This is a genomic window from Azospirillum sp. SYSU D00513, from assembly GCF_017356015.1.
Classification (GTDB): domain Bacteria; phylum Pseudomonadota; class Alphaproteobacteria; order Azospirillales; family Azospirillaceae; genus Azospirillum.
Genome location: NZ_JAFIQV010000046.1, coordinates 40,142 through 52,934 on the forward strand (window position 1 = coordinate 40,142; position 12,793 = coordinate 52,934).

Here is a 12,793-nt window from a genome sequence, read left to right on the forward strand (position 1 = left end):
ATGCGAAAAGGGGCTGCGGAGGGTGGGAACGGCCCTATCCGCCCAGCCGGGCGCTCCAGTCCTCCACGGCACCCCGCTCCAGCCGGCGTCGGGCGAGGCTGCGCCAGCCTTCCGCCAGCGCCGGAAGCCCGGCCATCTCGGCCAGCGCCGTGCGGTTCATGGTGTCGTGGTAGAGGACGTGTAGGATGCGGGCGAGCGTCCAGTCCGGGTGGGGGCGGGCGGTCAGGGCCAGACGGTCGCCGGGGGCGATGCGGCCGGGCTCCAGCACGCGGTAGTACCATCCCGTGCGGCCGCTGGTCTGGACGCGCCTGGCCATGTCCGGAACGGCGAAGCGGTGGTTCAGCTTCCAGCAGGGCTGGCGGCCCTGCGCCACCTGGAGCAGGGCGGAGCCCGCGCGGAAGACGTCGCCGATGCAGACGTCGGCCTCGGTCAGGCCGAGGGTGGCGATGTTCTCGCCGAAGGCGCCGGGCCTGCCGAGGTGGGGCGCCTCCGTACCCAGTTCTGCACGCCATGCGGCGTGATGGTCGAGTGGGTAGTGGTGGACCGCCTTCTCCGGTCCGCCGTGGTTCTTGCGGTCGGCCTGCTCGTCGATGAGGAAGCCTTCGGGGCCGACCTCCAGCGGGCCGTCCACCGGCGCCTTGGCGATGGCGCTGCGGCGGCCCGGCGGGCCGAAGGGGGAGGCCTTGCCCACCATCAGGGCGATGATCTCGGTTTCGCTTGCCATTTCGTCGCTCACGGCCGCTTCTTCCTCTTCGCCCTGGCTTGCTCTTGCAGCGCGACATAGTGGTGCCAGACGAGTTGGGCGGCAAGGCTGCGGTGGGGGCGCCAGGGCTCGGCCACGGCCTCCAGCTCCGCCTGGCTCGGCTTCTCGGCCCAGCCCTTCAGCCGCTGCACCCCGAGCTGGATGGCGAGGTCGCCGACCGGCCAGATGTCCGGCCGGCCGAGTGCCGTCATCAGGTAGATCTCCGCACTCCAGCGCCCGATTCCCTTGAGTTGGACCAGGGCGGCGATGGCCGCTTCGTCCTCCATCGCGTGGATGGCGTCGAGGTCGAGCCGCCCGCCGGCCACAGCCTCGGCCAGCCCGCGCGCGTAGCCGATCTTCTGCCGGGAGAAGCCCAGCGAGCGCAGCTCCTCGTCGCCGAGCGTCAGGAACCCCTCCGGCGTCACCGTGTCGAGCCGGGCGACGAGCTTGTTCCAGAGCGCCACCGCCACGACCGTGGCGAGCTGCTGCTCCATCACGACGCGCAGCAGCCCCGGAAAGCCGTCCGGCCGCGAGAAGTCGCGCAGCTCCGGCCCGCCGACCCGCAGGGCCTCGGCGAAGATGGGATCGATGGCGGCGAGCTGCTGGGGAGTCATGGGGGCTGCGGGGGTGAGGGGTGTTTCTTTTCAGGAATACCAACCACTTAGCCGTCACCCCCGCGAAAGCGGGGGTCCAGGACTCCTCCACAGCGTTCGTTCTGCGGACTTCTGGATCCCCGCTTTCGCGCATGGGCGCTAACTTTTGCACATCGGCCCGTCTTGCCGAAGCCTGCAACCTCCCTCTTCGTGATTCCCGCGAAAGCGGGAATCCAGTCCCTTCCAGAGCGAACCCGTTGGAAACCCTGGATCCCCGCGTCCGCGGGGATGACGGTGGAGGAGTGGTTGGGAGCTTGCTTCAGTCGCTCAGACCTCAAAGTTAGCGCCTATGCACTTTCGCGGGGATGACGGCCACAACGAGTGTCATCAATGGCTTGACGCAACATGCCGCGGAACAACCGTGCCCAAAACAAAATGGGGGACGCGCGGGCTTCGCGCATCCCCCATTCAGAACCGTCCCCGAAGGGAAGGGCCTTCAGGCCACCAGCTCGATCGAGTAGTCCTCGATGACGGTGTTGGCGAGCAGCTTGGTGCACATGGCGTCCAGCTCCTTGCGGGCGCTGGCTTCGTCGGTGCTCTTCAGCTCGACCTCGATGAACTTGCCGGCGCGGACGTCCTCGACGCCATTGAAGCCCAACGTGTGCAGGGCGTGGGCGATGGCCTTGCCCTGGGGATCCAGAACGCCGCGCTTGAGGGTGACGTGAACCTTGGCCTTCATCGGGGTATGTCCGCTTCGTGTTGTCTTGACTGAAAGGGTGGTTGGATGCCGCTTACTGCATCGTCTTGGGAGCCATGAGGTCGTTGGGGCCGCCCTCCGGCAGGATGCCGAGCCGGCGGGCGACCTCCTGGTAGGCCTCCTCGACCTTGCCCAGATCCTCGCGGAAGCGGTCCTTGTCCAGCTTCTCGTTGGTCTTGATGTCCCACAGGCGGCAGTTGTCGGGGCTGATCTCGTCGGCCAGGACGATGCGCATCTCCTCGTTCTCCCAGAGGCGGCCGAACTCCAGCTTGAAGTCCACAAGCTTCAGCCCGGTGCCGAGGAAGAGGCCCGACAGATAGTCGTTGATGCGCAGGGACAGGGCGACCATGTCGTCCAGGTCCTGCGGGGCGGCCCAGCCGAAGGCGGTGATGTGCTCTTCCGAGACCATCGGGTCGCCGAGATCGTCGGATTTGTAATAGTATTCGATGATCGAGCGCGGCAGCGGCGTGCCCTCGGGGATGCCGAAGCGCCGCGACAGGGAACCGGCGGCGACGTTGCGCACGACGAGGGAGATCGGGATGATCTCGACCTCGCGGACGAGCTGTTCGCGCATGTTCAGGCGGCGCACGAAATGCGTCGGGACGCCGATCTCGCCGAGCCGGCTCATCAGATATTCGGAGATGCGGTTGTTCAGCACCCCCTTGCCGGTGATGACGCCCTTCTTCTTGTTGTTGAAGGCGCTCGCGTCGTCCTTGAAATACTGGACGAGCGTGCCCGGCTCCGGCCCCTCGAAGAGAACCTTCGCCTTGCCTTCATAGATGCGCCGGCGTCGTGTCATGCGAAATTCGTCCAACAGCCTGTGGATCCGCCAAGATATTTGCCGGTCCGGATATAGTCCCGACTGATATAGCAAGACGGCCCAAGGAACACAATGCAGCCGGTCCTGGGCAGCCGGTCCTGGGCAGCCGGCCGGGTGTCAGCGCAGCGCCACCGGTTCGAAGGGCGTCGCGTGCGGCGGGCCGCCCGCGAAGTGCCAGATGGGCTTCAGCTCCGGCCGCCCGATGGCGGGCAGGGCGACGAGCGAGCTGCTGACCGTCCCGAAGCCCGTCGGCAGGCGGAAGCTCATCGCACTCCGTTCGCCCCGCTCCGGATGCCGGTCGTCCCAGATGCGGCTGCCCAGCAGCTCCGGCCAGCCGCCCCAGCCGAAGGAGTCCGCACCCGCGGCCTCGACGGTGGGTGCCACGGACCCGCGGAAGAGGGGCAGATAGAAGCCGATGCGGGGATCCTCCGTGTCGTTCAGTTCCGCCGCGGTCAGCATGTGGACGCCCTCCCCGATGGGTATGACCTCGGGCCGGTTGCGCCCGCCCTCGCCGCCCCCGCCTTCACCACGATGCACCAGCAGGAAGGCGTCGCGGTTGTCCGCCAGCACCAGATGGAAGGGGCGGTAGGCCCGCGTGTCCAGGTGCGACAGCGCCATGGCCGCGTCGGCCGCGTCGGCATGGTCGAGCGCGTCCAGCACCAGCTCGCCGCGCGAGCGCTTGCCGGTCTCAGGCCCCAGCGTGCCCATGCGGTTGAGGGCCACGGCCAGCATGCCCTCGTCGTTCAGCCCCATCCAGGAGCCGCCGGCCAGCTCGTCCAGCCCGGCCACCACGTTGGGCCGGTCCGGCCAGTGGCGGCCCGGCGCCTTCCAGGGCCGGTCGGCCATTTCGTCGCGGTTCCCGGCCAGCACCAGGGGCCAGGCGGCGCCGGGGGTCCGCAGGAGGATGACGCTGCACATGGGGTGGAAGGCTCTCCGTTGGGGACGATGACGGCGGGTCACGCCGCAACTATATTAGAGAGGTAAGGCGGGGGAATAAGCCAATCCAGATTGGAGGCCATCCCATGACCCTGTTCGATGAACGTGAACAAGCCTTCGAGAACCAGTTCAGCCACGACCAGGATTTGATGTTCCGGGTGCGCGTGCGCCGCGACCGGCTGGCCGGCCTGTGGGCGGCCGGGCTGCTCGGCAAGCGCGGGGCGGAGGCCGAGTCCTACGCCCGCGACCTCGTCGAGGCCGACGTCGGCACGGCGGGCCCGCACGACGTGATGGAGCGGCTGAGCCGCGACCTGCACGAGCGCGGCGTCGGGCTGACCGAGCGGCAGATGGCGAAGGAGCTGAGCCGGATCTCAGCCGAGGCGCGCCGCCAGGTGATGGCGGAGTAGGCGCCGGCAACGGCGGCACTGGTGGCAACGGGCGGCCCGCGGCTCACTCCGCGGCGCCGGTCGCCCGGTCGTGGCTGCGCGGGCTGCGGTTCAGGGAGGTCATGCCGTCGTCATAGTCGATGGGCGGCATCGCCATCACCTGGTCGCGGGTGAGGTCGCGCAGCCGGATGCCGTTCTCGTCCAGCCGGGTCTGCGCCAGCCCGACGTCGATGGCCCGGTCGCTGCTGCCCAGCCCGAGGAAGCCCCCGCTGCGCACCACGAGCTGGCGCGCCTGCCCGTCGCCGTCCAGAAGCACGTCGGTCACCTTGCCGACCGTCCGGCCGTCGCTGCCGTAGACGGTGCGGCCCATCAGCCGGTCCACGCTGGACAGCCCGCCGCTGGCCGCGGTGAGCGGGGTCCAGTCGATGCCGCGGACTTGCACGTCCTGCACGGTCGCGGCCTGCGCCTGGGCTGTCTGGCCTCCGGCCGTCTGGGCCAGTGCGCCGGCGCCGCCATAGGCGAGCGCCAGCATCGAAAGAGCGGCCATGATCGTCCTGCGCATGGCGTTTCCTCCTGTCTCTCCGGCCCCTGCGGACCGGCTTCCCCCCAACCGAAGGCGCGCCGGAACGTCACGGGTCCGGGACCGTGACAAGGATGGACTGCCAGGATTCCGGCCGGTCCGGAACCCCAGATATGGTAGGGCTGGCGGAGGTCTCCGGCGGGAGTCCAGGCCATTTGGACTGCCCACCCCCTATCTCTTGTGTCGCTCCTAGCCGAACGGGTAGAGTCCGGGGTGCATATGGTTGGTGTTTCGCACGGAAACCACGAAATCTAGCGATTCGAATCAGGGATAAGCCTGTGGGTAACATCCTTGAAGCGAGGGATTCCAGGGCTTCCAACCGCCTGTCCCCAAGCCCCTGTGGGCAACTCCGGGCAAGTCCTTTTTTTGACGGCCACCAGAACAAACCCCTTTTTATGGCGTTGCTGGTGGGGCGAGCCCGCTATATCTTGTGTTTGGAACTTGAGCGCGACGGTTTGTGGCTGACCGCCGAGTCGGACGCGACGAGACCACCAGATATAGGGTTTGTCTCCGGCCGGAGGCCGGACGGCGGCCCGTCGCCGTGTTGGCGGGACCAAGGAACAAGGGAGAGCGGATTACCATGCGGTTCGAGCGTCGCTTCACGAACGAAGGCCAGGATGCCTACGCCGGTCTCGGCTTCCGCCAGACGACCAGCGAGATCCGGAATCCCGATGGTTCCGTCGTCTTCTCGCAGACGGGCATCGAGGTTCCGGAAGGCTTCAGCCAGGTCGCGAGCGACATCCTGGCGCAGAAGTATTTCCGCCGCGCCGGCGTCCCCGCCGCGCTGAAGCCGGTCGAGGAGAACACCGTTCCCTCCTGGCTGTGGCGCAAGACCGCCGACGAGGCGGCGCTGGCCACCCTGCCGAAGGAGAAGCGCACGGGCGGCGAGACCTCGGCCAAGCAGGTCTTCGACCGTCTGGCTGGCACCTGGACCTATTGGGGCTGGAAGGGCGGCTATTTCGATTCGGAACAGGACGCCCGCGTCTTCTTCGACGAGATGCGCTACATGCTGGCCGCCCAGATGGCCGCCCCCAACAGCCCGCAGTGGTTCAACACCGGCCTGCACTGGGCCTACGGCATCGACGGCCCGAGCCAGGGCCATTACTACGTCGATTTCAAGACCGGCCTGCTGACCTCCTCGGCCTCGGCCTACGAGCACCCGCAGCCGCACGCCTGCTTCATCCAGTCCGTCGCCGACGACCTGGTGAACGAGGGCGGCATCATGGACCTGTGGGTCCGCGAGGCGCGCCTGTTCAAGTACGGCTCGGGCACCGGCTCCAACTTCTCCAAGCTGCGCGGCGAGGGTGAGCGTCTGGCCGGCGGCGGCAAGTCGTCTGGGCTGATGAGCTTCCTGAAGATCGGCGACCGCGCCGCCGGCGCCATCAAGTCGGGCGGCACGACCCGCCGCGCCGCCAAGATGGTGTCGGTGGACATGGACCACCCGGACATCGAGGCCTACATCGACTGGAAGGTCGTGGAGGAGCAGAAGGTCGCGGCACTCGTCACCGGCTCCCGCATCGTGCGCGAGCACATGACCGCGGTGATGACCGCCGCCCAGGCCGGCCAGGACCCGAAGGAGAACAAGGAGCTGAAGAAGGCCGTCATCGCCGCCCGCAAGGCGCAGGTGCCGGAGAACTACATCCAGCGCGTGATCCAGTTCGCCGCGCAGGGCTTCACCTCCATCGAATTCCAGACCTACGACACCGATTGGGATTCGGAGGCCTACCTGACGGTGGCCGGCCAGAACTCCAACAACTCGGTCCGCATCTCCGACGAGTTCGTCAAGGCCGTGCTGGACGACGCCGACTGGAACCTGATGCGCCGGACCGACGGCAAGGTTCACAAGACGCTGCGCGCCCGCGACCTGTGGGACAAGATCGGCTACGCCGCCTGGGCCTGCGCCGACCCCGGCGTGCAGTTCGACACGACCATCAACGATTGGCACACCTGCCCGGCCTCGGGGCGCATCAACGCCTCGAACCCCTGCTCGGAGTACATGTTCCTCGACGACACGGCCTGCAACCTGGCGTCGCTGAACCTGATGACCTTCCGCCTGAAGGACGGCTCCTTCGACGTCGAGGCCTTCGAGCACGCCTGCCGCCTGTGGACGGTGGTGCTGGAAGTGTCCGTGCTGATGGCGCAGTTCCCGTCGAAGGAAATCGCCCAGCTTTCCTATGAATTCCGCACGCTGGGCCTGGGCTTCGCCAACCTCGGCGGCCTGCTGATGGCGTCCGGCCTGCCCTACGACTCGGACGAGGGCCGCGCGATCTGCGCCGCCATCTCCGCCGTCATGACCGGCACCGCCTACGCCACCTCGGCCGAGATGGCCGAGGAGCTGGGCACCTTCCCGGCCTTCGAGCAGAACCGCGACTCGATGCTGCGCGTGATCCGCAACCACCGCCGCGCCGCCTACGGCGAGACGGACGGTTATGAGGGGCTGGCCGTGGCGCCGGTGCCCTTCGACGCCGAGGCCTGCCCGGACGCCGAGCTGGCCGCCGCGGCCCGCCGCGTGTGGGACGAGGCGCTGACGCTGGGCGAGCAGAACGGCTTCCGCAACGCCCAGGCCACGGTGGTGGCACCGACCGGCACCATCGGCCTCGTCATGGACTGCGACACCACGGGCATCGAGCCGGACTTCGCGCTGGTGAAGTTCAAGAAGCTGGCCGGCGGCGGCTACTTCAAGATCGTGAACCGGCTGGTGCCGGCCGCGCTGAAGACGCTCGGCTACGACGACGCGCAGATCAAGGACATCGAGCTGTACGCGGTCGGCCACGGCACGCTGAAGGGCGCGCCGGGCGTCAACCACGAGACGCTGAAGGCCAAGGGCCTGACCGACGAGCTGCTGGCGAAGATCGAGGGCGGCCTGCGCACGGCTTTCGACATCAAGTTCGCTTTCAACAAGTGGACGCTGGGTGCCGACTTCTGCATCAACACGCTGGGCATTCCGGCCGCCGCGATGGACGCGCCGGGCTTCGACCTGCTGACGCATCTCGGCTTCACCAAGGCCGACATCGAGGCGGCGAACACCTTCTGCTGCGGCGCCATGACGCTGGAGGGTGCCCCGCACCTGAAGGACGAGCATCTGCCGGTCTTCGACTGCGCCAACCCCTGCGGCCGCATCGGCAAGCGCTTCCTGTCCTGGGCCAGCCACATCACGATGATGGCCGCCTCGCAGCCCTTCATCTCCGGCGCCATCTCCAAGACCATCAACATGCCGAACTCGGCGACGGTGGAGGAGTGCAAGGACGCCTACCTGATGTCCTGGCGCCTGGGGCTGAAGGCCAACGCGCTGTACCGCGACGGCTCCAAGCTCAGCCAGCCGCTCCAGGCGCAGCTGCTGGACGACGAGGAGGAGGGCGAGACGGTCGAGGCGATCGCCGAGGCCGCCAACGCCACCCGCACCCAGATCGTCACCGAGCGCGTGGTCGAGAAGGTCATCGAGAAGATCGTCGAGCGCAAGCAGGCGGCCCGCGAGCGCCTGCCGCACCGCCGCAAGGGCTACACGCAGAAGGCCATGGTCGGCGGCCACAAGGTGTACCTGCGCACCGGCGAGTATGAGGACGGCCGCATCGGCGAGATCTTCATCGACATGCACAAGGAGGGCGCCGCCTTCCGGTCGCTGATGAACAACTTCGCCATCGCCGTGTCCATCGGCCTTCAGTACGGCGTGCCGCTGGAGGAGTTCGTGGAGGCCTTCACCTTCACCCGCTTCGAGCCGGCCGGCATGGTGTCGGGCAACGACACCATCAAGATGGCGACCTCGGTCATCGACTACATCTTCCGCGAGGTCGCGATCTCCTACCTGGGCCGCACCGACCTGGGCCACGCCACGCCGGAAGACCTGCTGCCCTTCACGGTCGGCAGCGGCGACAAGCAGGGCGACCTGCCGGAGGACAAGGTCAACCCGGCCGACATCGTCCGCAAGATCGCCTCGACCGGCTATGTCCGCAACAACCTGCGCGTCCTGGAGGGCGGCCAGACCCAGCGCACCGCCGCCGCCGCCGTGGCGCTCGCCGCCACCGGCACCGACGGCGCGCCGGTTCCGGCCTCGGCCGGCACCGTGACCACCTCGGCCACCGCCGTCGCCACCGCGGTCGCCCAGGCCGGCGGCCAGGCCACCGTCGGTGCGGTGACCAGCACCGCCTACGGCGGATCGACCAGCGACAACCGCTTCGACCGCATCCGCGAAGCCCGCGCCCGCGGCTACGAGGGCGACCAGTGCGGTGAGTGCGGCAACATGACGCTCGTCCGCAACGGCACCTGCCTGAAGTGCGACACCTGCGGTTCGACCACGGGGTGCAGTTAGTATGCCGACGTGACTGACTAAATTGGCGGTACAAACTAGGGGGTAGCGAAAGCTATCCCCTTATTTTTTGTCGTGCCCAATTGATCTGTATGCCGGCGTTCCCTACCTTCATCGATAGGGGTAGCGCTTGAGGTGGACATGGCGGTGGTGTTTCGACCCGACTCGAAGAGACTGACCGAACTCGGATTCGGCAGTGTCGCGCACGTTCCGCTTTTGCTGGATAGCGAACAACTGCAGCGGGCGCGCTACATGACCCTGGAAACCATCGCCCCGCTACGTGATGATCTCGCCCTCACATTGCCCGCTACGGCCGCGTGAACGTCCCGGCCAGACCTGCCGGAGACCAGATGAGCGCCCCGGATCCTACACCATGCCTCGGGACACGATCCAGACACACTCACAGCGCTCGCCCTTTCGCATGACTGAATCCTCTTTGCTACGCCAACGAGGAATGAACGCGGATATGGACGAAATAGTCTACACGATCATAGTCTTCGCTTGGCGCTCGCCGGCCGGTTGATCTAGTATGCCGAAGCGCACGCCACGCACTCGGTGGGAAGCCGAGATCGAAAAGGAAGATACAGTGTTTAGAGTAGTCGACAGCGCAGGAGCCTCAAGTAACGGCAATGAGGTGCTCCTTGTCAAAGATGACTGGAACGACTGGTATGTTTGGGTCACGCAATTTTATGCGATTGTTGTCGCGGCAGATGGCACACGGACGGACATTGGACAAGTCAAGATTGCTCATGTGGGCATGACGGGCGGAAGGACGCCATTGCCTCCGACATTTCCTGCACTCAATGAAAATTGGTTCTCTATAGGCCAGTCGGAGAACTATTACGAGACACTTAATATCCTGGGCCCGCAGTATCGCGATTGGTTCCTGGGGGCTCTGCAGGATTGCGCGCGCGATCTGACATTGCTTGATCGTCATGCTGGGGAAGCGGTGCTCGGGCGATCGCTGCTCCGTGACATCGATAGCGACCGTGTGCGGAACCGGTTTCACCGTCTCGCCCGCGGCGACGCAGCGCTTACTGGTTTTTCATTTTGTTTTAAGTTCCCAGTCGACCCACGCGCCGCAGATGAGCCGCCCACCATCACGTTTCGCGTTAGGCCCGCCTCTCATCCCCCGAGCAACATCCATGTCGTTATCGGTCGCAATGGCGTTGGAAAATCGCGTTGTTTCGACCTTCTCGGCCGCGCCTTTCTTGGCCGCGAGGCGCCACGGGGAGGTTCGCCCGGCACACTCAGCCCACTTGGGATCTCGACCTCGCTCCCGGGTCGCAGCCACGGCTTTGCAGGACTGGTCACGGTGTCGTTCAGCCCGTTCGACAAATATGGGCCGCTTGTCACTAATCCGGCCGGGCTCGAGGTCCGCTACGCCTATGTCGGTCTGATCCGGGAATCCGCCGAGGACCGCGAAAACAGCGACGATGCTGCGCCGCTAACCATCAAGGCTCAGCCGGACCTTTTCAAGGACTTCAAGGACGGGATCATCGCCTGCCGAATCGGTGCGCGCCGGGACCGCTGGGCGCACGCGCTCGAACTCCTTGAGGCGGACCCCCTTTTCAAGGAAGCCGAAATCTCCGCAATCGTGGACGACGAGCAAGAAGGCTGGGAGCAGCGGGCTTGGCGGCTTTTCCGCAATCTGAGTTCAGGCCATAGCATCGTGTTGTTGATCATCACGAAGCTGGTTGAAATAGTTGAAGAGAAATCATTGGTATTAATCGATGAGCCCGAGGGTCACCTCCACCCGCCACTTCTGTCCGCGTTCGTCCGCGCGCTATCTGAATTGCTGACCGATCGGAACGGCGTCGCTATCATCGCCACTCACTCGCCGGTGGTCCTGCAGGAGGTGCCGAAAACCTGTGCATGGATCCTCAGTCGGTCAGGGCTATCGAGCCGCGCCGATCGGCCGCGACACGAGACCTTCGGCGAAAATGTAGGCATCCTGACCCACGAGGTATTCGGCCTCGAGGTCATGCAGACCGGTTTCTACAGAATGATTAGCGAGGCCGTGCAGACCCGCACGTATGACGCGGTAGTCGACTATTTTGATGGGAAGCTTGGCGGTGAGGCGCGTGCGCTGGCCAGGACACTGACCCTTCTGCCGCCCAAGGTCGACACAGACGACGATCTGGACGTCTGACCCATGTATGCGCTCAGCAAGCCCGCCTTCGCGGTCACAGACGTGCTCGCCATGTGTATCGGCGCCATTAGCACCTCTGATGATCTCGTTAACCGGTTGAATGCGGTCAAAAACACGATCGAGGCGAATGAACCTCTCTACGACACGCATGCTACCAACTCGCTCCTCAACCTCATCGTCCGGCGCACCGACCTGGGCTCCGTCACGAAGGCGGAGTTAATCGCGCTCTACGAGGACCATCTGAGCGCCACGCGTGGTGCCGCGCGTGCCGTTTACGATGCGATTAAAAACGCTGCACCGAATAAACTCTGTCCTCTGTGCAGCATCGGATCGGTCGCTCATGTAGACCACCATCTGCCGAAATCGCGCTATCCCGATCTTTCAGTCCTGCCCCTTAACCTTGTCCCCGCCTGCCATTTCTGTAACGATACTAAGAAGGCGCGCTTCCCAACGACGGCGGGCGAGCAGACTTTCCATCCCTATTATGATGCTCACCTTCTGACCCAACGCTGGATCACGGCTACGCTCGACTATGGCGCGCCACTCGTCGTCGTCTTTTCAGTAACGGCGCCAACCTCATGGCCCCTTACCGACCAACAGCGGGTTGCTCGCCATTTCACCACCTGCGGGCTAGGTATCAGCTTCGGGACCAACGCGAACGCTAATCTGGTCTCCCTCAAGCGACGGCTCCAGCGGCTCCATGATCCCGGTGGCGCGGCGGCGGTTAAGGCTTATCTCGAAGAGGAACGGGACTCCCATGACGACAAACCTAATTCATGGCAGCATGTTTTCTTCCAAGCGCTCGCGGCTGATGACTGGTTCGTGAACGGCGGGTTCGCTCAAATTGCGGATCCGCAGCTCTAAACACATGCGTTCTGATATGACGAAGGACGGGGCGGGCGCGGCTAGGGCGCGTTGGCAAACGTCAGAGCAATATAAGGACTGCCGCGGTGGTGATCATGGCGAGTTAGTTGACGGCGCGCTTCTCGTACCCCGGGACTATCCGGAATTTCGTGCTCGGCGGGGGTATGCTGAGAACGGAAGGAGCCCCCGATGGCACGACGCAAAGAACCAATTATCCCCGATGCGATCCTCGACCAGCTGCTGGCCGGGGCGGACGCCAAGACGGCGTTCGATCAGAACGGGTTGCTCGACCAGCTGAAGAAAGCGCTGACGGAACGAGCCCTGCGCGCGGAGCTGGATCATCACCTGGCCAGCGACGAGAGCGGCAACCGGCGCAACGGCTATGGCCGCAAGACGGTGCTGGGCGATGGCGGATCAATGGAGCTGTCCGTGCCACGTGACCGGGCGGGGACGTTCGATCCGGCGCTGATCGGCAAGTACCAGCGGCGTTTCCCCGGCTTCGACGAAAAGATTATCTCGATGTATGCGCGGGGCATGTCGACGCGGGAGATCACGGGACACCTGCGGGAGCTCTACGGCATCGAGGTGTCGGCCGACCTGATCTCGACGGTGACGGATGCGGTGATCGAGGAGGTGGTGGCCTGGCAGAACCGGCCTCTG

General features: G+C 65.6%; 12 protein-coding genes. 6 read left to right on the plus strand and 6 right to left on the minus strand.

What is annotated here, in order from left to right; genetic code table 11:
* Positions 1-34: 34 nt before the first annotated feature.
* From JUB11_RS26395 to JUB11_RS26415, 5 genes are all read right to left on the minus strand, one after another.
* Complete coding sequence (locus tag JUB11_RS26395; RefSeq protein WP_348771512.1) at positions 35-736, minus strand: MOSC domain-containing protein; 702 nt, start codon at positions 734-736, stop codon at positions 35-37.
* Complete coding sequence (locus JUB11_RS26400; RefSeq protein WP_207461780.1) at positions 733-1,356, minus strand: DNA-3-methyladenine glycosylase 2 family protein; 624 nt, start codon at positions 1,354-1,356, stop codon at positions 733-735. The genes JUB11_RS26395 and JUB11_RS26400 overlap by 4 nt, the downstream gene beginning before the upstream one ends.
* Positions 1,357-1,831: 475 nt before the next feature.
* Positions 1,832-2,074, minus strand: a complete 243-nt coding sequence (purS, locus tag JUB11_RS26405; RefSeq protein WP_207461781.1) for a phosphoribosylformylglycinamidine synthase subunit PurS — start codon at positions 2,072-2,074, stop codon at positions 1,832-1,834.
* A 52-nt stretch (positions 2,075-2,126) separates the two neighbouring features.
* A complete protein-coding gene (gene purC / locus JUB11_RS26410; RefSeq protein WP_207461782.1) occupies positions 2,127-2,891 on the minus strand; it encodes a phosphoribosylaminoimidazolesuccinocarboxamide synthase in 765 nt (254 codons plus the stop codon).
* 138 nt (positions 2,892-3,029) lie between these two features.
* Complete coding sequence (locus JUB11_RS26415; protein ID WP_207461783.1) at positions 3,030-3,830, minus strand: NRDE family protein; 801 nt, start codon at positions 3,828-3,830, stop codon at positions 3,030-3,032.
* 104 nt (positions 3,831-3,934) lie between these two features.
* Between JUB11_RS26415 and JUB11_RS26420 the strand changes: the two genes are divergently transcribed.
* Complete coding sequence (locus tag JUB11_RS26420; RefSeq protein WP_207461784.1) at positions 3,935-4,255, plus strand: DUF1476 domain-containing protein; 321 nt, start codon at positions 3,935-3,937, stop codon at positions 4,253-4,255.
* 43 nt (positions 4,256-4,298) lie between these two features.
* Here the strand turns inward: JUB11_RS26420 and JUB11_RS26425 are convergent, their stop codons facing one another.
* Positions 4,299-4,796, minus strand: a complete 498-nt coding sequence (locus JUB11_RS26425) for a PRC-barrel domain-containing protein (protein WP_207461785.1) — start codon at positions 4,794-4,796, stop codon at positions 4,299-4,301.
* Between the two features lie 598 nt (positions 4,797-5,394).
* On the opposite strand from JUB11_RS26425, the gene JUB11_RS26430 reads away from it, so the two are divergent.
* The 5 genes from JUB11_RS26430 to JUB11_RS26450 all read left to right on the plus strand — a co-directional run.
* The gene (locus JUB11_RS26430) at positions 5,395-9,120 is read left to right on the plus strand and encodes a vitamin B12-dependent ribonucleotide reductase (protein ID WP_207461786.1); all 3,726 of its coding nucleotides are present in this window, start codon (positions 5,395-5,397) and stop codon (positions 9,118-9,120) included.
* A gap of 138 nt (positions 9,121-9,258) precedes the next feature.
* Complete coding sequence (locus tag JUB11_RS26435; protein ID WP_207461787.1) at positions 9,259-9,438, plus strand: hypothetical protein; 180 nt, start codon at positions 9,259-9,261, stop codon at positions 9,436-9,438.
* Between the two features lie 208 nt (positions 9,439-9,646).
* Complete coding sequence (locus JUB11_RS26440) at positions 9,647-11,269, plus strand: AAA family ATPase (protein WP_207461788.1); 1,623 nt, start codon at positions 9,647-9,649, stop codon at positions 11,267-11,269.
* A 3-nt stretch (positions 11,270-11,272) separates the two neighbouring features.
* Positions 11,273-12,133, plus strand: coding sequence for a hypothetical protein (locus JUB11_RS26445; RefSeq protein WP_207461789.1), 861 nt, complete (start codon positions 11,273-11,275; stop codon positions 12,131-12,133).
* A gap of 189 nt (positions 12,134-12,322) precedes the next feature.
* Positions 12,323-12,793 (plus strand): transposase (locus JUB11_RS26450; RefSeq protein ID WP_207461790.1); only part of this gene is annotated, 471 nt, incomplete at its 3' end.

What these genes read in the sequence shown, in the direction of transcription:
- JUB11_RS26400 (WP_207461780.1), bottom strand. Translation starts at nt 1,356, where the DNA reads ATGACTCCCCAGCAGCTCGCCGCCATCGATCCCATCTTCGCCGAGGCC.
- purS (WP_207461781.1), bottom strand. Translation starts at nt 2,074, where the DNA reads ATGAAGGCCAAGGTTCACGTCACCCTCAAGCGCGGCGTTCTGGATCCC.
- purC (WP_207461782.1), bottom strand. Translation starts at nt 2,891, where the DNA reads ATGACACGACGCCGGCGCATCTATGAAGGCAAGGCGAAGGTTCTCTTC.
- JUB11_RS26415 (WP_207461783.1), bottom strand. Translation starts at nt 3,830, where the DNA reads ATGTGCAGCGTCATCCTCCTGCGGACCCCCGGCGCCGCCTGGCCCCTG.
- JUB11_RS26420 (WP_207461784.1), top strand. Translation starts at nt 3,935, where the DNA reads ATGACCCTGTTCGATGAACGTGAACAAGCCTTCGAGAACCAGTTCAGC.
- JUB11_RS26425 (WP_207461785.1), bottom strand. Translation starts at nt 4,796, where the DNA reads ATGCGCAGGACGATCATGGCCGCTCTTTCGATGCTGGCGCTCGCCTAT.
- JUB11_RS26430 (WP_207461786.1), top strand. Translation starts at nt 5,395, where the DNA reads ATGCGGTTCGAGCGTCGCTTCACGAACGAAGGCCAGGATGCCTACGCC.
- JUB11_RS26435 (WP_207461787.1), top strand. Translation starts at nt 9,259, where the DNA reads ATGGCGGTGGTGTTTCGACCCGACTCGAAGAGACTGACCGAACTCGGA.
- JUB11_RS26440 (WP_207461788.1), top strand. Translation starts at nt 9,647, where the DNA reads ATGCCGAAGCGCACGCCACGCACTCGGTGGGAAGCCGAGATCGAAAAG.
- JUB11_RS26445 (WP_207461789.1), top strand. Translation starts at nt 11,273, where the DNA reads ATGTATGCGCTCAGCAAGCCCGCCTTCGCGGTCACAGACGTGCTCGCC.